Annotated in this window: 25 protein-coding genes; 8 read left to right on the top strand and 17 right to left on the bottom strand. The window is 34.0% G+C overall.

The window, feature by feature from the left end; all coding sequences use genetic code 11:
- Positions 1-72: 72 nt before the first annotated feature.
- From CHB80_RS01015 to CHB80_RS01030, 4 genes are all read left to right on the top strand, one after another.
- Positions 73-975, top strand: a complete 903-nt coding sequence (locus tag CHB80_RS01015) for a NifU family protein (RefSeq protein WP_089369579.1) — start codon at positions 73-75, stop codon at positions 973-975.
- A 103-nt stretch (positions 976-1,078) separates the two neighbouring features.
- The gene (locus CHB80_RS01020) at positions 1,079-1,279 is read left to right on the top strand and encodes a dodecin family protein (protein WP_089369580.1); all 201 of its coding nucleotides are present in this window, start codon (positions 1,079-1,081) and stop codon (positions 1,277-1,279) included.
- Positions 1,280-1,428: 149 nt separating this feature from the next.
- The gene (locus CHB80_RS01025; RefSeq protein ID WP_089369581.1) at positions 1,429-3,468 is read left to right on the top strand and encodes a thioredoxin domain-containing protein; all 2,040 of its coding nucleotides are present in this window, start codon (positions 1,429-1,431) and stop codon (positions 3,466-3,468) included.
- Between the two features lie 154 nt (positions 3,469-3,622).
- Positions 3,623-4,468 carry a mechanosensitive ion channel family protein gene (locus CHB80_RS01030; RefSeq protein ID WP_089369582.1) on the top strand — a complete coding sequence of 282 codons (846 nt, stop codon included), beginning with the start codon at positions 3,623-3,625 and terminating at the stop codon, positions 4,466-4,468.
- Between the two features lie 67 nt (positions 4,469-4,535).
- Here the strand turns inward: CHB80_RS01030 and tsaB are convergent, their stop codons facing one another.
- From tsaB to cyoE, 15 genes are all read right to left on the bottom strand, one after another.
- The gene (gene tsaB, locus CHB80_RS01035; RefSeq protein WP_089369583.1) at positions 4,536-5,216 is read right to left on the bottom strand and encodes a tRNA (adenosine(37)-N6)-threonylcarbamoyltransferase complex dimerization subunit type 1 TsaB; all 681 of its coding nucleotides are present in this window, start codon (positions 5,214-5,216) and stop codon (positions 4,536-4,538) included.
- Positions 5,216-6,502 (bottom strand): efflux RND transporter periplasmic adaptor subunit, encoded by a 1,287-nt coding sequence (locus CHB80_RS01040; protein ID WP_089369584.1) that lies wholly within the window; start codon positions 6,500-6,502, stop codon positions 5,216-5,218. The genes tsaB and CHB80_RS01040 overlap by 1 nt, the downstream gene beginning before the upstream one ends.
- A 5-nt stretch (positions 6,503-6,507) precedes the next feature.
- The gene (locus CHB80_RS01045) at positions 6,508-7,953 is read right to left on the bottom strand and encodes a TolC family protein (RefSeq protein WP_089369585.1); all 1,446 of its coding nucleotides are present in this window, start codon (positions 7,951-7,953) and stop codon (positions 6,508-6,510) included.
- Positions 7,954-8,064: 111 nt separating this feature from the next.
- Positions 8,065-9,231, bottom strand: coding sequence for an efflux RND transporter periplasmic adaptor subunit (locus tag CHB80_RS01050; protein ID WP_089369586.1), 1,167 nt, complete (start codon positions 9,229-9,231; stop codon positions 8,065-8,067).
- Between the two features lie 29 nt (positions 9,232-9,260).
- Positions 9,261-10,520, bottom strand: a complete 1,260-nt coding sequence (locus CHB80_RS01055; protein ID WP_089369587.1) for an ABC transporter permease — start codon at positions 10,518-10,520, stop codon at positions 9,261-9,263.
- Positions 10,521-10,556: 36 nt separating this feature from the next.
- Positions 10,557-11,801, bottom strand: a complete 1,245-nt coding sequence (locus CHB80_RS01060; RefSeq protein ID WP_089369588.1) for an ABC transporter permease — start codon at positions 11,799-11,801, stop codon at positions 10,557-10,559.
- Positions 11,794-12,495 carry an ABC transporter ATP-binding protein gene (locus CHB80_RS01065; RefSeq protein ID WP_089369589.1) on the bottom strand — a complete coding sequence of 234 codons (702 nt, stop codon included), beginning with the start codon at positions 12,493-12,495 and terminating at the stop codon, positions 11,794-11,796. Before CHB80_RS01065 ends, CHB80_RS01060 begins: the two co-directional genes overlap by 8 nt.
- Positions 12,496-12,681: 186 nt before the next feature.
- Positions 12,682-12,963: a hypothetical protein gene (locus tag CHB80_RS01070; protein ID WP_089369590.1), complete on the bottom strand. Its 282-nt coding sequence runs from the start codon at positions 12,961-12,963 to the stop codon at positions 12,682-12,684.
- 6 nt (positions 12,964-12,969) lie between these two features.
- Entirely contained in the window at positions 12,970-13,518 is a 549-nt protein-coding gene (locus CHB80_RS01075; protein WP_089369591.1) for a DUF420 domain-containing protein, read from the bottom strand.
- Complete coding sequence (locus CHB80_RS01080; protein WP_089369592.1) at positions 13,518-14,255, bottom strand: SCO family protein; 738 nt, start codon at positions 14,253-14,255, stop codon at positions 13,518-13,520. The genes CHB80_RS01075 and CHB80_RS01080 overlap by 1 nt, the downstream gene beginning before the upstream one ends.
- Positions 14,255-14,941: a hypothetical protein gene (locus CHB80_RS01085; RefSeq protein ID WP_089369593.1), complete on the bottom strand. Its 687-nt coding sequence runs from the start codon at positions 14,939-14,941 to the stop codon at positions 14,255-14,257. Before CHB80_RS01085 ends, CHB80_RS01080 begins: the two co-directional genes overlap by 1 nt.
- A gap of 108 nt (positions 14,942-15,049) precedes the next feature.
- The gene (locus CHB80_RS01090) at positions 15,050-15,433 is read right to left on the bottom strand and encodes a cytochrome C oxidase subunit IV family protein (protein ID WP_089369594.1); all 384 of its coding nucleotides are present in this window, start codon (positions 15,431-15,433) and stop codon (positions 15,050-15,052) included.
- Between the two features lie 33 nt (positions 15,434-15,466).
- Positions 15,467-16,447, bottom strand: a complete 981-nt coding sequence (locus tag CHB80_RS01095; RefSeq protein ID WP_089369595.1) for a cytochrome c oxidase subunit 3 — start codon at positions 16,445-16,447, stop codon at positions 15,467-15,469.
- Between the two features lie 158 nt (positions 16,448-16,605).
- Positions 16,606-17,190 (bottom strand): cytochrome c oxidase subunit 3, encoded by a 585-nt coding sequence (locus CHB80_RS01100; protein ID WP_089369596.1) that lies wholly within the window; start codon positions 17,188-17,190, stop codon positions 16,606-16,608.
- Entirely contained in the window at positions 17,190-18,083 is an 894-nt protein-coding gene (cyoE, locus tag CHB80_RS01105) for a heme o synthase (RefSeq protein ID WP_089369597.1), read from the bottom strand. The genes CHB80_RS01100 and cyoE overlap by 1 nt, the downstream gene beginning before the upstream one ends.
- A 158-nt stretch (positions 18,084-18,241) precedes the next feature.
- Here cyoE and CHB80_RS01110 point away from each other — a divergent pair, with 158 nt between their 5' ends.
- Complete coding sequence (locus tag CHB80_RS01110; RefSeq protein ID WP_089369598.1) at positions 18,242-19,132, top strand: MBL fold metallo-hydrolase; 891 nt, start codon at positions 18,242-18,244, stop codon at positions 19,130-19,132.
- Between the two features lie 40 nt (positions 19,133-19,172).
- The gene (locus CHB80_RS01115; RefSeq protein WP_089369599.1) at positions 19,173-19,598 is read left to right on the top strand and encodes a thioredoxin family protein; all 426 of its coding nucleotides are present in this window, start codon (positions 19,173-19,175) and stop codon (positions 19,596-19,598) included.
- Between the two features lie 4 nt (positions 19,599-19,602).
- Here the strand turns inward: CHB80_RS01115 and CHB80_RS01120 are convergent, their stop codons facing one another.
- Positions 19,603-20,019 carry a hypothetical protein gene (locus CHB80_RS01120; RefSeq protein WP_143337024.1) on the bottom strand — a complete coding sequence of 139 codons (417 nt, stop codon included), beginning with the start codon at positions 20,017-20,019 and terminating at the stop codon, positions 19,603-19,605.
- Between the two features lie 178 nt (positions 20,020-20,197).
- On the opposite strand from CHB80_RS01120, the gene CHB80_RS01125 reads away from it, so the two are divergent.
- Positions 20,198-20,527, top strand: coding sequence for an ArsR/SmtB family transcription factor (locus CHB80_RS01125; protein WP_089369601.1), 330 nt, complete (start codon positions 20,198-20,200; stop codon positions 20,525-20,527).
- Positions 20,520-20,969: an SRPBCC family protein gene (locus tag CHB80_RS01130; RefSeq protein ID WP_089369602.1), complete on the top strand. Its 450-nt coding sequence runs from the start codon at positions 20,520-20,522 to the stop codon at positions 20,967-20,969. Before CHB80_RS01125 ends, CHB80_RS01130 begins: the two co-directional genes overlap by 8 nt.
- A 120-nt stretch (positions 20,970-21,089) precedes the next feature.
- Here the strand turns inward: CHB80_RS01130 and CHB80_RS01135 are convergent, their stop codons facing one another.
- Positions 21,090-23,219 carry a gliding motility protein RemB gene (locus CHB80_RS01135; RefSeq protein WP_089369603.1) on the bottom strand — a complete coding sequence of 710 codons (2,130 nt, stop codon included), beginning with the start codon at positions 23,217-23,219 and terminating at the stop codon, positions 21,090-21,092.
- Between the last annotated feature and the right edge of the window lie 26 nt (positions 23,220-23,245).

Raw genomic sequence — 23,245 nt, forward strand, 5'->3', positions numbered from 1 at the left:
ACTGCATTTAAGAGCATAATCTATAGTGTAATAAATAGGCATAATACCTACCTTTGCATAAAAATTATTGTAATGTCTACATATAGTATTACTGTTGAAGGAACATCAAATCCTGCAATAAAAAAATTTCAAGCAAACCAATTTTTGGTAAACCATAATAGTTATGAGTTTACTAATATAGATGAAGCTGCAAATTCGCCATTAGCACAGCAACTATTTTACTTACCTTTTGTCAAAACAGTATATATCGCTCAAAACTTTGTTGCCATAGAAAAGTACAACATTGTTGAATGGATTGATATTCAAAATGAAGTATCTAATCAAATAGAAGATTATCTTAATGATAATGGAGTGATTATCATTGAGGATATTGCTGCAAAAAAAGTACCTGTTACTGTATATGCTGAAAGCACGCCAAACCCATCTACCTTAAAGTTTGTAGCAAACAAAAAATTAGTTACTGCTCCTTTTGAGTTTAAAACTATAGATGATACAGCTCATGCGCCTCTTGCAAAAGCATTATTCCATTTTCCATTTGTAAAAGAAGTTTTTATGGATGAAAACTATGTAAGTGTACAAAAATATGAAATGGCAAATTGGGATGAAGTTGTTACTGAAACTCGCGAGTTTATAAGAGATTTTATTCAAGACGGAAAAGAAATCATTACCGCAGAACAACTCAAGACACCTCAGCAAGTAGAAACTATTGCTGAAGCTACTTTTGAAAATCTTGATGACACTTCTAAGGAAATTGTAAATATCATAGAAGAATATGTAAAACCTGCTGTTGCTAGTGATGGAGGTAATATTGTATTCAAAAACTATGATGAAAAAACTAAAAATGTATCTGTGATTCTTCAAGGTGCATGTAGCGGATGTCCTTCTTCTACATTTACCCTTAAAAACGGAATTGAAAATATGCTCAAACAAATGCTACCTGGTCGCATAAATGCCGTTGAAGCGATTAATGGATAGGATAAAATGCATAATACGCTGCATCTAAATGATTTTTTATGTTTTTTATTGATTATTTGTAACTTACAGTTTCAATAAATTTTTAAACCAAAAAAAGATAATTATGGCAGTAATGAAAGTTATAGAAGTACTATCTAGTTCTAAAACTAGTTGGGAAGATGCAACACAAAATGCAGTATCGCAAGCATCAAAAACAGTAAAAAACATAAAATCTGTATATGTTGCTGAGCAAAGCGCCGTTGTAGATGGAGATAAGGTTACTGAATATCGTGTAAACCTTAGACTTACATTTGAAATAAAGTAAGACCACACACATATCATATAAAAAAAACCTATCTAAGCGATAGGTTTTTTTTTGTTTGTATTTTTACTCTTATGAATATATACAGACAATTTTTATTGTTACTCACCATAGTATTACTCTGGAGTTGCAAAAACCAGGATACATCTGACATGCACACATATACCAATGATCTTATAAATGAAACAAGCCCATATTTACTTCAACATGCGCATAATCCTGTAGATTGGAAACCATGGAATGAAGAGACATTGGCACTTGCTAAAAAAGAGAATAAGCTTATTTTAGTGAGTATTGGATACTCATCTTGTCACTGGTGCCACGTAATGGAACACGAAAGTTTTGAAGACACTCTTGTCGCCAATTTTATGAATGATCATTTTATAAATATTAAAGTAGATCGTGAAGAACGCCCAGATGTTGACAATGTATATATGAGTGCTGTTGAACTTATGACTGGAAGAGCTGGTGGGTGGCCACTTAATGCTATTGCATTACCAGATGGAAGACCAATATGGGGTGGCACTTATTTCCCTAAAGAAGATTGGATGAATTCTCTAGAGCAAGTTGCTACAGCATTTAACGAAAGCCCAAATTCCTTAGTTGAGTTTGCAGATAAACTTGCCTCAGGCATAAAGACCAGAGATATTGTTACTCCAAATCCCAACAAGCCAAAATTTGAAGAAGACCTTATTATATCGTCACTTAGTACATGGTCCAAATACTGGGACAAAGAAGAAGGGGGTATTAATAGGTCTCCAAAATTTATGATGCCTAATAACTACCAATTTTTATTGCGTTATGGGCACCAAACCCAAGATAGCACGATTCTTAATTATGTACATACTACATTAGAAAAGATTGCACTTGGAGGAATACAAGATCAAATAGGAGGAGGATTTGCAAGATATAGTACCGATAAAAAATGGCACATCCCTCATTTTGAAAAAATGCTCTATGATAATGCACAACTTGTAAGTTTATATAGTGATGCTTACTTAGGCACCCAAAAAGAACTTTATAAAGAAACCGTATACCAAACATTAGATTTTATAGCTCGTGAAATGACCACAGATGAGGGAGGATTTTATAGTGCTCAGGATGCCGATAGCCTTACACCTGAAGGCGAACTTGAAGAAGGTGCTTATTACGTTTGGACAGAAACAACTTTAAGAACTCTTTTAAAAGAAGAGTATGATCTTTTTGCTTCTTATTATAATATCAATGATTTTGGTAAATGGAAAAAAGACCACTTTGTTTTAATTCGTAAAGATTCAGATACAGATTTTGCAAAAACACATGACATTACACTTGCATCCCTTAAAGAAAAAAGAACACATTGGAAACAAATCTTATTACGCTTTCGCGAAAGCAATAAAGAAAGACCCCGCTTAGATGATAAGATCTTAACAGGTTGGAATGGTCTTATGACAAAAGGATACGTAGATGCATACCGTGTGTTTAATGATCAGAAATTCCTAGACATTGCACTCAAAAATGCCACTTTTATTGTTGACAACATGATCCGTAAGGATGGAGGCCTTGATCGCAATTATAAAAATGGAAAAAGTGCTATAAACGGATATTTAGAAGATTATGCTAGCACTATAGATGCGTTTATCGCTTTATTTGAAGTAACTGCTGATGCTTTTTGGTTAGAAAAGGCAAAACAACTAACTGATTACACTTTTACTCATTTTCAGAATAAAGAAAACGGAATGTTCTTTTTTACCTCTGATGAAGACACCAATTTAATAAGCCGTAATGTGGCCTATACAGATAAGGTTATTCCTGCATCAAACTCTATGATGGCAAAAAACATTTTCACACTATCACATTATTATTTAGACAAGGCGTATACACAAACAGCAGCAAAAATGCTTAATAATATGCAACCTGAAATAGACAGGTCACCAACAGCTTTTAGCAATTGGTTAGATTTATATCTTAATTATACCAGTCCCTATTACGAGATTGTTATTGTAGGACCCAATGCTAAAGAAATTCTTACCGAATTAAACACATACTACATCCCTAACAAGTTAATTGCAGCTAGCACTTCAGAAAGCGCACAAGAGATTTTTGAAGGACGTTACCTGCAAAATGAAACACTTATATATGTTTGTGTAAATAATGCTTGTAAACTTCCTGTTAGAAGTATTCCAGAAGCGCTAGAACTTATAAAATCATAAGCAACCTAGAACTTATAAAAAATTATAGATATACGACACATTTGTATCGATATACATAAAATCTCTATTCTTTAACCATTTAAAAACTAACAGACTCATAAAGCACTCTGTATTTTTCTTACTTTTAAAGTTCAAAACAAAAAATACTTATATAATGCAAATAGAAGACGTAGGACAAAAAGCACAAGAGGCTAAAGAATGGACAGAAATTGCCATAGATTATGGTATTGAGTATGGCACCAAAATCATTTTGGCAATTATCATATGGATAATTGGAAAGTGGATTATTAATATCATCATGAAAGTCTTCAAGAAAATGCTCAAGAAGAACCAAAACATGGATGAGACTTTGGAAAAATTCCTTTCTAATCTTGTCAAATCTATATTATTAGTCTTATTGATTATAGCGATACTCGGACAATTAGGTATAGATACTGCTTCTTTTGCTGCTATTCTTGCCGCAGCTGGTCTTGCAGTAGGTCTTGCATTACAAGGCTCTTTATCCAACTTTGCTGGCGGTGTTCTAATTATGTTATTTAGACCATTTAAAGTAGGAGATTTAATAGAAGCACAAGGAGAAATTGGTGTTGTTTCTGAGATTCAAATTTTCACCACAAAACTAGCAACTCCTGGTAACAAGCTAGCTATAATCCCAAATGGAGCGTTATCTAATGGAAATATAAAGAACTATACAGAATTAGGACAATTACGTGTAGATCTTACGATAGGTGTTTCTTATGATGCAGATATTAAAGAAACGAAAGAAGCACTAATGAGAGCCATGACCTCTCAAGAAAAAGTATTAAAAGATCCTGCTCCTACTGTTAATATGGGAGAACTGGCAGATAGCTCAGTAAATTACGAAGTAAGACCATGGGCTACACCAGCAGATTACTGGGACGTATACTTCCAAACTATTGAAAATTGTAAAATAGAGCTAGATAAAGCTGGTATTGAAATCCCTTACCCACATGGAGTAGAGATTCAAAAACAAGGATAATATATCTAAATTCAAAAGCACCCATATTTAAAAATATGGGTGCTTTTTTATATATAAAATATTGTAATTACTTTTTCTTTGGAACTCCTGCTATAAAATCTTTAAGGTAGTAAGGCTCGAAATAAGCCACATCTTCGTAATCACTCAATTTATTTTTAGCCTCTGCTAGTTTGCACATCTGTGTTGCTGAAGGCAATGTATTTTTAACAAAAACTGCATTAGGGTGTTTACAAATTTCTTCAAATTTTGATACACCATTTCCCACAAAATATACGGTCCCTTTTTCAAGATACTCTGCAAAAGAATTTTCTTCTAGAATCTGAGCTTCTGTTGTTCTTATCTGATTATGATTAGCATCAAAAACAGCACTGTATACCTCCATTCTACGAGCATCAAGCATAGGGATGATATAATCACCTTCATCACAATTAACTTTATAAGACAATGATTCTAATGTCGAAATAGAAATAAGAGGGATTCCTAAAGCATAACATAATCCTTTTGCTGCAGAAACTCCTATGCGTAATCCAGTATAGCTACCCGGACCTTTACTTATAGCTACTGCGGTAAGCTCATTTTTATCCAAATTTGCTGTAGTTAATATCTCTTCTATATATGGATGTAAGCGTTCTGCATGAGAATATTTTACATCATTATCTTCACGTAATACACTTTGTTCTCCATAAATAGACAAAGCCACCGAACAATTTGTGGTGGCTGTCTCTATACATAATATGTTAGATGTCATTATTCGTCTGTTTCATCATTTTTAGAATCATCTTCCTTAACCTGAACCAAATCTCCTGTTTTTAGTCTTTTGGTAACTAAGGTATATGGTCCTGTAATTATTTCATCCCCTTCACTTAATCCAGATAAGATTTCAATTTTAGAATCATCTTGAATTCCTGTAGTTACGACTTTAAGTTTTGCTTTATCTCCATCCTTAATAAAGACACATTCAAACTTCTTATCATCACCCTTAATATCTTTTTTAGGCTTTCCACTTCTTGTAGAGCTTGTATCTGATTTTACAACTATAGCACTAATAGGTGCTGAGATACTATTTTCACTTTTCTTAGTAATCACATCTACCGTTGCAGTCATACCTGGTCTAAATGGAGAGTATGTTTCTGATCTGCCTTCTAAAAGATCTTTATATGATTCTTCAAGAATACGTACTTTCACTTTAAAGTTTGTTACCTGATCTGCGGTTAATGTTGTCTCAGCAGAATTTGCAATCTCTGTAACAATACCTTTGAATTCTTTCTTTAAGTAAGCATCTACTTCTACTATTGTAGAATCTCCTACTTCTATTTTCACAATATCATTCTCATTTACATCTACCTCTACCTCCATATTTGTAAGATTGGCAACTCTTACAATTTCAGTACCTGCCTGTTGTGCAGTTCCTACTACACGCTCTCCTAGCTCTACACTAAGTTTTGATATTGTCCCATCTCTAGGAGCAAATATAGCTGTACGCCCTAAGTTATCCTGAGCTTGCTTTACTTGTGCAGCTACACTCTGTACATTATAATAAGCACTCTGTTTTGTTGCTTGTGCTACCTCATAATCAGATTGTGCTCTATCAAAATCTGCTTTTGAAATAACGCCTTTATCATATAAAGGTTTATTACGATCAAAATCTAACTTTGCAACTTTTAGATTTGCCTCTGCTTGTGCAAGTCCAGAACGTGCATTCTGTAAAGAAGCCTGTACTTGATTAAGAGCGCCTTGAACTAAATCTGGATTGATACGCACTAATAGGTCTCCTTTTTTAACATCTTGACCTTCTTTTATTGGAAGCTCAATAATTTCACCAGATACCTCAGAAGAAATACTCACTTCTACTTCTGGTTGTATTTTACCTGTAGCAGCTACTGTTTCTACAATAGTAGCACGTTCTACAAGTTCTATATCTACTTGTTTACCTTTCTTTCCACTTTTTATGGCTCCGGACTTACTCAGCCCGATTAAACCTACAACAATAATGATAATTAATGCTAAAAGTATAAATACTGTTTTTCTACTCATTTTGGTTAGAATTTAAGTTCTGTAGCTGGTACTCCAAAGTAGAGTTCCAGTACTTTAATACGGAATATATAATCGTATTTTGATCGTGTTAATTCAACTTGTGCATTGTCATAACGTAGTTTAGACTGACTAAAGTCAAACGCATTTGTACGTCCTACGTCATATCTAAGTTTTGCGTATTCATAAGCTAGTTCTTGAGAAGTTAATGCCGCAATTGCAGCTTCATAACTCTCTTTTGCAGCCTTAGCATCTGTATACGCCTGGTAAACAGCAGACTCAAAATTAAGTCTAGCTTGTTCACTTTGAAACTCAGAACGTTTTACATTTACCTCACTTCTCTTAATATTATTACGCGTAGAGAATCCATTAAAAATAGGCACTGATAGTTGTACTCCATAAGAGATACCATCATTTAGATATAATTGCTCTATAAATGGTGTTGGATTTCCTTCTTGCAAAAGAATATTGGGCTGTGTGGTAAATACGGTTTGATTTGTTCCTTCTACAAAACCAATAGGAACATCTGTCGAAGGGTTATTTGGATCTACAGTTTGGCTAAATGTAGGTGCTCCTGACTCCCTTGTATTATAATTAAAGAATCCATTTATTGTAGGATAAAGCGATGCTTTACTTAACTCTAGGTCTTTTTTGGCAATCGCTAGGTTTTGCTCAACAATTTTAAGATCATAACGGCTTTCTTTTGCTTTTTCTAATAATACCTCTGGAGATGTATTTAATATCTCTTCTCCTAAAATATTATATTCAGTGTCTTCTATTTCAAAATTATCATAATCATCAAACGCTAGTAACTGTGCTAGATTAATAAGTGAAATTTTAACAGCATTTTGCGCTGCAACAATACGTTGTCTTTCACTGGCATCTGTCGCTTTAATTTCTAACAAATCTCCACTCGGCAAAACACCTCCATCTACAAGTTCCTGTGTTCTTGACACTTGCTCTTTAGTCACTTGGTTTTGCGCAACAACCGTTTTAAGGTTTTCTTTATTTAATAATACCTGTAAATATGCTAATGCTACAGAAAGTGCTGTATCATCTTTGATTTTTGCAATATTATAATCGGCAGCTATTCTTGAAAGCTCTGCTCTATCTAATGCTTTTTTATTTCTAAATCCATTAAAAATTCTTACTCCAGCAGTAATACTATAAGAGGAGTTACGCAACGTCTGTGTTTCTAAAACTCCCGTTGTAATATTTTGTGTAAGACCACTATTCCAGTTATTTGAAGCATTACCATTTAAAGTAGGTAAATAGTTCCCTATTGCATCTTTCTTTTCTATTGCTGCAGTTTCTTCATCTAACTGTGTTTGCTTTATGGTAATATTATTATCTAAAGCATATTGTACACACTCTTGCAGTGTCCATTTTTTATTTTGAGCAAATCCTGCTACAGAAATGAACAGACTAAAACATATAATGAATAATTTTCTCATAATATCGATTGATGTCCAATATGACTATTGAAACGTATTTATGTTACAAAAAATGTTAATTAATTTTTATACGCTTTCGCGAAAGCGCATTCAGACTGGATTTATATTTTATTAACCACGTCCCCCAAATCCTTTTGGAGCTTTGATTTGATTCCAAATTTTAATCTTATCTTCCTTAGAAACCCCTCCTTTTACTTCTACAAATATACCATCACTAGTCCCAAGCTCTAAATCACGACGCTCAAACTGCTGATCTCCTGTTTCTATTTCGACAAAAGGTTTTTTGGTTTTTGGATCATATTGTACTAAAGCTTCTTTAATCGCAAGTACTGAATCTGCTTTTGCTAAGATAATACTTGCATTAGCACTAAGTCCAGCTCTTATAAATGTAGTAGAATCTATCTTAGCCAAGGTTCCTTTAATTTCAAACTGTATCGCTCCATTTTCAGCTACTCCTTTAGGTGCAATGTAGTCTAGGGTCGCATCAAATTTCATGTCTTCAATAGCTCCTACAGTAATCTCAAGAGGCAATTCTTCTTTTATTTTACCCACTTCACTCTCATCTACTTTTCCTTCAAAAATCATTTTGTCTACATCAGCAAGAGTTGCAATGGTGGTTCCATCATTAAAGTTATTTGCCTCAATCACCTGATTCCCTGTTTTTACAGGAACGTCCAAAATCATTCCCGTAATAGTAGATCGTACTTGTGTTGTTGCCGCAGCACCAAGACCACTAGTCGTACCTGTTTTTATAATATCATAGTTTTGTAAAGCGCTCGTTAAGTTAACTTGCTCTTGCTTCACACGCTGATCTGCTTGGTTATATGCATTTTCAATACCATCAAAATCATTGGCAGAGATCACCCCTTTATCAAACAAGGCCTTTTGGCGATTATAGATGCTTTTTTGATTTTCAAAAGCAAGTCTAGCTGTTTGTACTGCTGTACGAGCACTCGCTATATTGTTTTTTGCATTGGTAAGAGAAGAGGCATTAGGAACGACTTTAATTTTTGCAATAAGATCTCCTGCCTTAATTTGATCTCCTGCTTCTACATAGATTTCATCTATAATTCCAGAGATATTTGGCTTAATAAGCACTTCTTCTTTAGGAACAATACTACCTGTAGCGACTGTTTTTTTAACAATAGTCTTAGTGCTAGCTTGTTCTGTTTTATAAATAATAGGATCTTGTTTATCTTTTATCCAGATATAATATATTCCTACTAAAAACCCAACTACGATTGTAAGTAGAATGATGATGGTTCCTGTTCGTTTCATAATAATGATTTGATTGTATACTTTTAATTTTATTCTATGCGTAATGCGTCTACTGGTTTCATCTGTGTCGCTCTTGTTGCAGGTATCAATCCCGCAAGAATCCCTGATAATAATAAGATGGTAAGCGCAATAAATATGACTCCTATATTTACAGATGGGTTTGCAAAGTTATCTACGGGACCCGATTGCGATAAGCCAAAATTCATAAGCCAAATTGCACTTGCCGCACAAGCAATTCCCCACATACCAGATAAAATAGTAAGTACTAAAGATTCTAATAATATTTGAGATTTTACATTCCATGGTGTAGCGCCAAGCGCTCTTCGAACTCCTATTTCTTTGGTACGTTCTTTCACAACAATAAGCATAATATTACTCACCCCTATTGCTCCAGATAATAGCACAAGGCCTCCTACCACATAACCGACTAAACTAAGTATAGAAAATAACCCCATAAGTCTTCCAAATTCTTCAGCAAGATCAAAGTGTCCAATAGCGCGATCATCATCAGGATGAACAGTACGTTGTTCTTTCATAATGTCAAAAACACGCTGTTTAACATTGGTTATTTGTGTATGATCATGTGCCGTTATTGCCATCCAACCCACATTATCTGCTCTATTAAAGGCTTGAGCAAACGTAGTAAAGGGAACAAAAATAGTATTTGCTTCTTCTTCCTGATCGCCATTACTTTTCGGATTTTTAAAAGTTCCTACAACCAAAAAATTAATTCCATTTATTTTAATATAAGTACCTATAGGTTCTTCATCTATATCATAGAGTCCTTTTACAACATCTACTCCAATAACAGCTACTTTTCTTTTATCTCCTATATCTGAATAGCTAATAAAACGTCCCGCAGTAATGTCCATAGGTTGCTGCTTGATGAATTCTGGATAATCTCCATATACATTATAAGCTCCTGTTTTTTCATTACGAGTTACATTATTAGATCCTCTAAATCCTCCCAGTTGATTACGAGGAGAGACATATTTAAGTTCAGGCACTTGATCTTTTAACACTTCAACATCTTCTAACTTAAAACTAAAGAACCGTCCTTTAGGCAATCCTTTATAAGGTTTTGAAGTACCCTGAGACCACATAAACATAGAGTTTGTAGCAAAATCTCCAAAATCTGCTCCAACACCATTACGTAATCCATTTGTTAATGCTAGCAAAAGCACCAATATGAATATTCCCCAGAAAACACCAAAGGCTGTCAATAAGGTTCTAAACCTATTTGCATTCATTGCCTCCAATATTTCTGCCCAGCGATCTCTATTAAACATATTTATATAGGTTTAGGATTATGCCTTTTATAGATATTATTCATCTCGCAAGGCTTCTATGGGTTTAATATTTGCTGCTCTTCTTGCCGGAATATATCCTGCAACAGCACCTGATAGTATCAGAATTAGTACTGTGCTTACAGCTGTTGTAAAGTTTACTTGAGGTGATTTTATAAAATCACTATCTATAAGTGGACTTACAGCTTCTAAAAGAGCAACTCCTGCAAATAGTCCTGTAAATCCTGCTATTGCTGTAATAAAAACAGATTCCTGAAGAATCATTCCAACGATAGAGCTTGGTAAAGCTCCTAGTGCTTTTCGCACTCCTATTTCTTTAGTACGTTCTTTAACGATAATGAGCATAATATTACTTACACCTACCACTCCAGCTACTATTGTAAATATTCCTATGACCCAAAATACCAATCTCATTGTATCTATAAGTCCATATATTTGCTGTGCTTCTTCTAAGTTATAAAAAACGCGAACTGCGCTTCGGTCATCTGGAGCAATACTATATCTGGATTTTATTTCTTTTTCTATACCATCACTCACCGCTGCCGATAATGCCACTGCTTCGTCAAAATTATCACTCATTTTAACTGTATAAGCGACAGATCTTAACTTATCTCCTGCATTAAAAACTCTTTGAGCAGTTGAAATAGGTATAAAAATACGTTGTTCTTCTCGCTCTCCTCCTGGATCTGTAAATACTCCTGCGACTATAAAATTAATTCCTGTAATTTTTATTGTCTTTCCTACCGCTTCTTCTGTTTTAAATAATTCTTGCTTGACCTTATTTCCAATAATAGCAACTTTAACACCTTCATCAATATCATTTTGATTTAGAAATCGTCCAGAAGTCAACGATGCATTTTCTATAAATTGTTGTCCTGGATTTGCACCTTCTATTCGATAGTTACCAAATTCATTTTTATAGTTTACTCGTCCTCCCCATATATTATACAATGCTGTTTTATGTTCTATTTCATCTTCAAATTTTGTATTGATGGTTTCATAATCTGAATTATGCAGCTGTATACGACGGCCTGGATTAAGACCTTTATACTCTTTTGTTGTCACATTAGTCCAAACGCTAATCCTGCTCTCTGCATCTTGCGCAAACTGTAATTTTACTCCTTTTTGAATACCGCTACTAAAACCAAGAAGAATGACTAAAATAAAAATTCCAGATGCTACTGAAAGCCCCGTTAAAAAAGTACGTAGTTTGTTCTTTCCAATAGTTTCAAAAATCTCTTGCCAGCGTTCTATATCAAACATGAGCTTTAGCTAGTATTTGGTTTACAGGCCTATCATCTATAATACGACCATCTTTAAGGTTTACGATACGTTTGGTCATCTCTGCAATATCAGGTTCGTGTGTTACAACAAGTATTGTTTTACCCTCTTCGTTAATTCCCTGTATAAGTTCCATTACTTCATACGAAGTCTTTGTGTCTAATGCTCCAGTTGGCTCATCGGCAAGTAATACTTTAGGATCACTTGCTAGCGCTCTCGCTATGGCTACACGTTGCTTTTGTCCTCCAGAAAGCTCACTAGGCAAGTGAGTAGCCCAGTCTGCAAGTCCTACTTTTTCTAGGTAGTGCAACGCTTTATCTGTACGTTCTTTACGTTTTATTCCTTGATAATACAATGGCATAGATACATTGTCTAATGCATTTTTATAATTAATAAGGTTAAATGATTGAAAAATAAACCCAAGAAATTTATTACGGTATTGAGCAGCTACTTTCTCATTAAGGTTTTTAATAGACACATTATCTAATGTATATGATCCAAGATCTGCTTCATCTAACATCCCGAGTATATTAAGCAACGTAGATTTACCAGAACCAGAAGATCCCATAATAGAGACCAACTCGCCTTCTTTTACGTTAAAGTCAATACCTTTTAATACGTGGAGTGAGTTACTCCCCATTTGATAGGATTTATGCAAATCTTTAATTTGAATCATGGACGACACTTTAATTGCACAATATTAGTAATGAAAAGCTAAAATTGTGTGAAATTGATGTTAATACCTCTATTTATAGGGATTCTCCTTACAAAAGAAAAATAGCAACTCATGAAATATTGGTATGAATACATCTCAGAAGTAAAGACTACACTCTGAAAATGATGTTACAGTAATCCTCAATTATTATTCTAAAAAAGAATCTTCAACATTAGCCTCTTTATCCTTTTTTCTTGACTTGTAAATAAAATAAAAGACGCCTCCCACTAGAATGTAGGGAATGACCATAAGATATTTAATTCCATTATTAATGCCCTTGGCAGTACTATTATCTTCTTCAGATTCTAAAACTGCACGGCACATAGCACATTGCGTTGTTAATGCAGGAGAAGGTGTTACTGTTTCTGCTTTCGCGAAAGCGGAAACAAAAACCATAAAAACAATAATGATACTTTTTTTAGTTTTCATATGATTTTAATGCACATAATAGGGTGAAATCATAAGATAGACAACAACACCCGTAACAGCTACATATAGCCAAATTGGGAATGTGATTTTAGCTAGTTTTTTATGTTTATCAAAACGTTCTGCTAGAGCTCTTACATAGGTAAAAAGCACTAATGGAATGATCGCAATAGAGAGGACAATATGCGTGATCAAGATAAAGAAATACAAATACCTAATACTCCCTTCTCCTCCATAGGGTGTTGAATCTGAGGTCATATGATACGCTACATACATCACCAAAAACAATACTGAAAGGAGTATCGCAAACTTCATGAGTCGTTCATGCATTTTACGATTCCCTTTTTTAATCTGGAGTACTGCTAGTACTAACACGACAGCTGTTAATCCATTAATAGTAGCATATACAGGAGGTAAAAAAGTAAGTGGCTCTACATCAAAACCATAATCCTTAAGCTTCACACCAAATAAAGCCGCTACTGCTAATGGAATTACAATAGACAATACTACGATCCATTTTTGATATTTCTTTTCGGTATCTGAAAGATGTGTACTCATTATTTTTCTAATAATTTTTTAATGTCTTCTATAAGTATATCAATTTCTGGCACTTCTTCTCCTTCTCCTACAGTAGCATCCATAGGCACAGAACCTCTATAATAAGGTTTAGGATTTCCATAGTCATCAGGACGAGATCGTATAAATCCATTTTGATCTATTAATGCAAAAAGCCCTGAGTGATACAATCCATTATCTAAATCATCTTCGGTATTTGTTGGAAGATAGAAACCTTCATTAGAAAGTTTTAATATATCTGATCTATCACCCGTCATAAAGTGCCAGTTTGGATTGGTCACTCCATAATCTGCTGCATATTTTTTCAACACTTCAGGAGTATCGTGTTCAGGATCTATAGAAAAAGAAGCTATTCCAAAATTAGGATTCCCTTCATACATCTTTGCGATAGCTTGCAAATTGTGATTCATAGGAATACATATATCTGTGCATCTTGTAAAGAAAAACTCTACAAGAAAAACCTTCCCTCTATAATCTTTATCAGAAATGGTATCGTTATTCTGATCTACAAACTCAAATTCTGGGACTTTTCTGTCTTTTTTATTTATAGTAATGTAAAGAAGTTCATCTTCATTTGTTTCTTGAGTTCCTCCAACAGCATGCATACGACCTCCTCTTACCACATCATCATTTGCAAACCTTCTAAAAATTTTAGGAATAAAAATAATTCCAAAAATGAGCACAATAAATGCAATCCCTATATAAGTATTCTTACGCATTATTTTTTCTCTCTACGTTGTTCTATTTTATCACTAGCATTATTGTTTTTCTTTAATGCTAGTCTATATTCTGCTAAAATGATTTTGATATCATCCTTCATGTAACCCATTTCTACAGCTTGTGTCATATCATAGCCATATCCGTTAGGTTTTTTATCTTCATGTCCAGATCGTAACGCTAGCGCTCTATCTATTATAAACACATTAGGGTGACTACCATTAGGAGATAAACTTAACGTTGTTCCTAAGCTTTCAAAATGCTTTGTAGCCTGCTCTTTAGAGGCTTGCACAAAACGTATTTTTTTAACGTCAAAAATTCTACCCAACTCAATTTTTAAGTCATTAATCACCTGCTCACTTCCTGGAGACACAAAAAGGATCATTTGAAAATCTTCATATTTCAAAAAATACTTATAGATCATCAAATTAAGGTTTGCAGTATACCCTATGTTCGAAGTGAGATTATCGCCTAAATATCCTACTATAGAAACATGATCCTTTAAAGTTAAAGGCGTGTCTGAAGAATAATTAGCTGTTTTAATTTCTCGATTAGTTACCGTTGATATATCAACTACTTTTCCTGTAATAATAGGCAGTTTTGCAAAATTATATATCCCTGAAGAGAAAAATAAATAAGCCACAATGGGCAGAACAAAAAGTGCAATAAGCACTAATTTCTTTTTCATAGTACTTTCTTTTGTAACACGTATACACTTTAATATACTTAATTAGAAGCAAGCATTAAGTGTAGTGCTAAAAAAAGCGGTTATAAACCGCTTTTCAATTATATTATATTAAAAATCCCAGCTTTGGAATCCTGTATCGTATACGTTAAAAATATAGTCTCCTTCTGTTAGTAAGATAAAGACTAAGTATAATATTAAGAATACTCCAGTCCAAACTACAGCTCTACGTAATCCTTTTACTTCATCACGCATGTGCATAAAGTCCCAAGTAATGTAGTATGCTTTAAAAATGGTTAGGATAATGAAAATCCAGTTAAGGAGTTTCATTCTTATAAATGTGTTTTCAGTAAGAGATTCTGGTTTATAAATACCTAAAACAACTTCAACTGCAGTTACAATAGAAAGTACAATAAGTACTCCCCAAATTTTTGTTACGTTAGACTTAAATTTTAAAAGCCCTCTAAATATTTCTAATTTATGTTCGTGTGCCATAGCTTAACAACTAAATTCTGATACTTATTATAATTATACAAGGTAGAAGAAGGTAAATACAAATACCCATACTAAATCGACAAAGTGCCAATAAAGACCAACTTTTTCAACCATTTCATAGTGACCTCTACGCTCATACGTTCCTAAAATCACATTGAAAAATATAATTAAGTTAATGATTACTCCTGAAAATACGTGAAACCCGTGAAATCCTGTTATAAAGAAGAAGAAGTCTGCAAATAGCGGTGTTCCATATTCATTATGAATTAAGTTTGCTCCTTCTACAACAGCAACTGCATCTCGATTTAAACGAAGTAAAGATTCATCTCTACTAAGTATTGTCTTTTCTCCTTTTTCAGTAAGTGTTTGTGTACGGATTAAGAGATTAGAATTTGCAGCAAATCCAGCTTTGATTTCTTCTATTGTATAACTAGGAAGTGCGCCTTCTGAATCATACCAGATTCCATTTTTACGCTCATGCCCTACTCTTTCACTTGGTAATGTAGTTGCAAAATCTGCCAATGCTACACGTTTTCCAGTTTCTGCATCTAAGAACTGTAATATTTTCCCTCCTTTGGTCTCTACAGCTCCATAATCACCTTTGATAAAGGTTGCCCATTCCCAAGCTTGAGATCCTACGAATATAGCTCCTCCTATAATCGTAAAGAACATATACCATATTACCTTCGTTTTTTTCATGTGATGTCCTGCGTCTACAGCAAGTACCATCGTTACAGAAGACATAATAAGAACAAAGGTCATAAACGCTACATAAATCATCGGGTAATTACCGTGAAAGAAAGGAACGTGAGTAAACACTTCGTCTGCAATAGGCCAAGAATCTATAAATTTAAATCTAGAAAAGCCATAAGCAGCAAGAAATCCTGAAAAAGATAGTCCATCAGATACGATGAAAAACCACATCATTAACTTTCCGTAGCTTGCTTTTAGAGGCTTGTTTCCGCCGCCCCAAGTTTTACCTTCGCTTGTTGTATTTGTTACAGTAGCGTCCATAGTGACATTTTGGTTAATTTATCGTTTGCAAAAATAGGTATTTTCTATGCGTATTTCAAAGATAAAATTAGGATTTATAATGGGTCTATATAGCTTTTATTTTCAGAACTCTTTTAAGCCCTTAATAAACTGACTATAAACTCACCTATACCCCACTTTTACTTCGTAAAATATAACAGTAAAAATAAAAAGATCCATAACACTCCTAAAAAGTGCCAGAATGTAACTCCCAATGTTAATCCCAAATGATCTTCTTTAGAATATTTACCTCGTATATGATTTATTACAACTGTAATAAGAGCTATCACACCAGCAATAACATGGGCAATGTGTACAGCAACAATCAAAAACAGAAATGTTGTGGTAATATTACTAGACGCCCCAGTCATAAAATAGCCCTGACCCGTTAGCTCTGTAAATAAGCCTTGATATTGATACCCCATAAAGACAAGTCCTAATACCAACGTTACTATTAATAACAAGGTTCCTATTTGTCTTTTATTATTTACAATAGCACCTTTTGCAAGCTGTATTGCAATACTACTTAATATGATAACAACAGTAGAAATAATAAGTGACTGAGGAAACTCGTAATCATCCAACCAGTCTTTACGCTCCATACTTACAATATACGCACTTGTAAGTCCTGCAAAAGTCATACACAAACTTATGATCCCGAACCAAAGCATTTGCTTTTTGGCACGATCTTGTTTGTATTTTTCTGTTCCTGCTGTGTAATCCATTACCTTAAAAATTTGTCTACTACAAAAACAATTTGAAGTAGCGTTATATATGTCACACTAGACAACATTAATTTTTTAGCTGTAGGCGCATCTCTCTTTTGGTAGAGTTTAATAGCCCAATACAGCATAAATAATCCTAATCCTGCAACAACTATAGTTGCTATAGGCGATAAAAACAATCCTCCTGTTACACCAAATGCAGGTACAATTGAAATAAGAATAGTCCAAATAGTATATAAAATAACTTGTACTGCGGTTCCTTTATCTCTTTTACCTGTAGGAAGCATAAAGAATCCTCCTTTTTTATAATCATCAAATAGAAACCAGCCTATTGCCCAAAAATGAGGGAATTGCCAAAAAAATTGAATCATAAATAATGTCCCTGGCTCAATTCCAAAATCATTGGTAGCAGCCACCCATCCTAACATAAAAGGAATCGCTCCAGGAAATGCCCCTACAAAAACTGAAAGTGGTGTTTTTGTTTTAAGTGGCGTATAGAGCAATACATACATAAATATAGAAATCCCACCAAACATAGCTGTTTGCGGATTAATATAAAATAATGTAACCAACCCTAATATCGTAAATAAAATCGCTATTCCTAATGCTGTTTTTACAGACATACGTCCAGAAGCAACAGGTCTATTTTTAGTACGATCCATCAATGCATCTAGATCACGCTCAAGCACTTGATTATATGCATTTGAAGCTCCCACCATAAAATAGCCTCCAACAGCTAGCATGGCCACAACAGCCCAGTCTATTTCAGAAGTTCCAAGAAAATACCCAGCAACACTGGAAAAGACAACGCTAATTGACAATCGCATTTTTGTGATTTCCTTAAAATCTTGCCATGGAGACACGGCAATTGTATGTGATGCTACTTCACTCAAATCAATAGAAAATTAGCTATTTTAAAAGTTGTGCAAAGATACTCCCTGATTGTCGTTTACACAACAATATATGCATCTTAAATGCTTGTTAAAATTACGCTTTCGCGAAAGCTTACCAAGTATTTTCCGACTGGAAGCCTTTAACACAAACCATTATCATGAAAAAAATCATACTTATAGCGCTTTTTGCCGTTACATCATTTAGTTATTCGCAAGGTCGTTTCGATAACGTAAAAATCAAGATAGAACCTGTATCTAACAACATATACATGCTTCAAGGAGCAGGCGGAAACATAGGAATTTCTGTAGGTGATGACGGTGTTTTTATGATTGACGATCAATTTGCTCCTCTTAGTGAAAAAATTATCGCAGCCATTAAAACCCTTTCTGATAATCCTGTAAAATTTTTAGTAAATACACATTTTCATGGAGATCATTCTGGAGGAAATGCAAATTTTGAAGCAGCCGGCACTATGATTGTTGCTCATGATAACGTTCGCAAACGTCTTGCTGCAAATGAAAAAACTGCAAATGCAGGACTTCCAGTCATTACATTTAGTGATGATGCTACCTTCTACATGAATGGAAACGATATCTTTATCACACATGTTCATAATGCACATACAGATGGAGATGCATTAGTCTATTTTGTTCAAAGTAATGTATTACACACTGGAGACACCTATTTTCATGGTAGGTTTAAATTTCCTTATATAGATATCACAAACGGAGGAAGTCTAGCAGGAGATATAGAAGCTGCAAAAAAAGGTCTTCTCATCATTAACAATAGTACCAAAATCATTCCAGGCCATGGCCCAATAGCTAGCAAAGCAGATTATCAAAAATATCATGATATGCTTGTAGGTATTTATGAAAATGTCACTAATGCAATTAAAGATGGTAAAACAGAAGAAGAGATTGCACATATGGAAGCACTTACTTCTATGTACTATTCTGATAAAGAAACCGAAAAAGATTTTATTACTGGAGAAAAAATACGTCGTGCAGCCTATAAAAGTATTTTGGCTGAAAAAGAAATGAAACATTAAAACTTCTTAACTTGGCTTTTAGTAAGTAAAGAGTTACGTTATGAAAAGCAAATATGTACTTATTTTATTCTTTCTCGCATGTACGCTATCAAGCTATAGCGATACTCCCTATAAGAAAAAAGGAATCTCCTTTTTCAAAGGAAGCTGGGAAGAGGCTCTTATAAAAGCCAAAGAAGAAAACAAATATGTATTTGTAGACTTTTATGCTACATGGTGCGCTCCTTGTAAACAATTAAAGCGTACAAGTTTTAAAGATCGCAAAGTAGGCGATTATTACAATAAAAATTTTATAAATGTTTCTATTGATGCCGAATCAAGAGAAGGCATAAAAATAGCACGTAGATATGGCGTTTCTTCATACCCCACATTAATCATTACAGATTATAACGGAAAGAAAAGAACCAAAACAACTGGATTCAAAAAACCACACATCCTAATTAATTTTGGACGAAGAATCGTTCCATAAACTATTAATCAACAATATACTCTACAGAATCATACACCAAGGCCGATCCATAATCGGTCTTGTGTTGTTTATAACGCAACCCTATTAATTGCGCTCCTTGAAATTCAGCCGAATCTTTTAGCGTTATACTTGTAGCATCTTCTTCTGGAACCATCAAACAGAGTTTTCCACAAAAGGCATCTCCAAAAGCATTAATAACAAGATAGCTCTGTCCAAAAATTTCTTCTCTGAATTCAAAATAATAATCTACATCAGGATTTTCCTTGATAAGTCTATACAACTCCTCCTGATACGCTTTACTATTATACTCGTTTTTTCCTAGGATTTGATTGCGCTGAGATTTATAACATCCCGACTCTTGGCATGATGTAGATAGCAACAACAGAACAACCATCCCCACAAAGGCGATTCTTGATGACATTTTTTAGATAATTTAGTTGAAGTAGTTGTATGCTTATGATGATAACGCAACTCTTTTAGATTTTATTACTGATTGAAATAATTAAAATCACTTTTAACATATTTGAATATTTTTACTAAAAATAATTGCGTAACCAAATAGTTACATTTATATTTGTAACCAAATGGTTACTTAAATTATGAGAAGAGATGTTTTTCAGGCTATTGCTGACCCTGTACGAAGAGATATTATTGAATTAATCTCAAAAGAAACTTTAACTGTAAACGATGTAGCAGCAAAATTTAATATAAGTAGACCCGCTATATCAAAGCATATTAAAATACTTCATGAGTGCAATATCATTCAAATACAGAAAGAAGGTAGAAAACGATATTGCAAAATTCAGCCTCAACATTTAGTTCCTGCTTTTTTATGGATAGAACAATACAAAAAACTTTGGGAGGATAGAATAGACTCTTTTGAAAATTACTTAACAGAATTACAATCAAAAAACAATAAAAATGGATAACACAAACAGAACAATCACCATTAAAAGAACATTTGACGCACCTATAGCATTGGTATGGGAAGCTTGGTCAGACCCACAACACATTGCAAAATGGTGGAATCCTCGTGGAGAGGGAACCACTATCGTAGCACACTCATTTGTAGTAGGTGGAAAATGGAAATACTCAATGTTAATGCCCAATGGACAAGAATTTATCGCCGAAGGAACGTATACGGAGATTACTCATTTAGAAAAAATTGCATCCACAGCAAACTTCAAACCTATGACGGAAGGGGTGATCATAGAATCATTGTTTAAGAAAAATGATACTAAAACTGATTTTACATTCAATGTGATTCATCCGACAGAAGCTTATAAAATACAGCAAGAAAAAATGGGAATTATGAATGGCTGGGGTTCTGTTTTTACCAGATTAGATGAATTCTTACAGGAATTATCATAAAAAAAACGCTGTAATTATCACATTGTTATGGTGATTACAGCGTTTCTTTACTCTTTAAAATCATTCAGTATACGCTTTCGCGAAAGCGTATAATTAAAACTCTCTAAGTTTCAAAACGTATTAGTTATCAAAGTACCAATTGAACAAGTCTGTTCTAAAACCTACATTAAACCATAGCGTACTAGTATCAAATACGGTATCTGTTTGCATCTCTGAACTAAAATCTCTAAAAATTGGATTTATAAATGCTTTAAGGTTAGTCACTGGATTGATAAGATATCCTACTTCCAAATCTGCATATAAAGAGTTCACTCTATTTCCTTGTAATAATTCGATACCATTATCACTTGGTCTATTATCTTCACTCCCAAAAAGGTTATTTCCTCCAAAGAACACATCATCTATATCTCCTTCAAATCCTCTTTGTCCATAGATAATACGTGCATTTCCATACCATCTATCTGTACGATAACGAGCAATCGCAATAAACTCTCTAAAGTTTGCTCCATAAGGATGTGCTAATGGTTGATTGGTATTTGTATAACTTAACAATGGATCATTATTAGAGAATGTATAAGGTCTTACTTGATTAAACTCTGCTTGTAATGTAAGATTAGAAACTTTGAATGCATCATAATATTTTACCCCTAATTGGATCCCATGTTTATTTCTAAAGTTTTGATTGCCACTTGTAAGTTCAGAAAGACGCAATTCATCTATTACAAGTTGCCCATACATATTGATATTATTTGAAAATTTATATTTTCCTGTCAATCCTATTAATGCATTTCCACCTCGGGAACCTCTCTGAAATTCTACATTTCTAAGGAAAATAATAGGATTGAGTAAGCTTGCATCAAACCCTCCGTTATCTTCACTTGCTGATATTACAGATTCGAAGAGTCCTATATTTAGTTTGTTATTTACATTATAACTTAAATAATGATTTACAGCAAACTTATTAGTGAAGGCTCCATCTGCAGTTACTTCAGGTCTTACATCTTTTATAGAAGACCATGTGTTTGTATACTTCAATCTCCAGATAGTCGTATTAATTTTAAAGAATGGATAATTTGCAGATACATCACTTAGTAATAATGAGCGATATCCATCACCAATAAATTGTTGTCCTGTTCCGGCTTGAAAATTAAAATATTTATTAGGTGTATAGGATACATATCCTTCGGCTACAGGGTAATCAAAATCTCCTCCTCTACCTTCGGCAGCAATTCCTCTTCCTGGTATTACAGCAGGGTTACCTCCATCAGGACGAAGGGATCTTGCAAAATCATTATAATATTGAGCAAATCGTCCTTGACTTTCATACAGTGCTGTATAGAAACTAAACTTATTTCCGATACCTCCTTGAATAAAAACAGTTCTTGTATTATTATAGGTAAGATTTTCAACTTTACGATCGTCGGTTTCGGTTCCTAAAGCAAGGTCTGCCCCTGGATTGATGGTAAACCAATAACCATCGCCTTGAAAACGAATCATATGTTCATTAAAAAACTTACGTCCAAACCAGCTTTTCTTATCTAGCTGCAATGTGCTTACTATAGAGTCAAAGTTATGGTAGTTATTTACTACATCATATAAGAAAGGACGACTAGATGTGTGCGTATTTACGCCTATTTGATTTAGTGCCTTATCAAATCTAGAATAGACTTCATGAGAGAAAGGAATATTAAGCTGGCTTTCATACTGCACTTTTCTTTCAAAGACACCACTTTTAATATTTTCTAGCTCTTTTGAAGCTGCTTGAGCTTCAAGTGCATTTGTTTCAGTTTTTTTAGACGTATTTTCTTCCGAAGTAGTGAAATCTTGTATTGCATTTCGCGAAAGCGGAATTTTCACAGGCATAGAAAACTGGATATATGCTGGCTCTCCATTATAGGTTGCGGGTTGAATTTTTGGAAGTTGATCAAAAACTTTTTGAGCCTCATCCTTAAGCTCTACATAAACAGCATCTGTATTGAGGAGTTTGAATTCTCCTTTGGTAGTCACTTCAAAAAGCATTACCATTTGTCCTTGATATTGTTCTTCATTAACTCTTGAGGGCATTTCAAACTTATCAATAAAAAACTGAATTAGTTTTGAATTGAAACAATTAGGAATTTCTGCAACAGCTACTGTTTCACAACCTGGAAATATAGGATACTTCTCAAATTCACTTGGGTTAACATTGATTTGCGCCTGTATAGAGGCTACTACTAGGATACTAATAAGAAGGGTAACATATTTGTGCATATGGTAGGTATTATGCATTAATAGGC

Origin of the sequence: Dokdonia pacifica, from assembly GCF_900188275.1 — a bacterium.
In the GTDB taxonomy this organism is placed as follows: Bacteria; Bacteroidota; Bacteroidia; order Flavobacteriales; family Flavobacteriaceae; genus Dokdonia; species Dokdonia pacifica.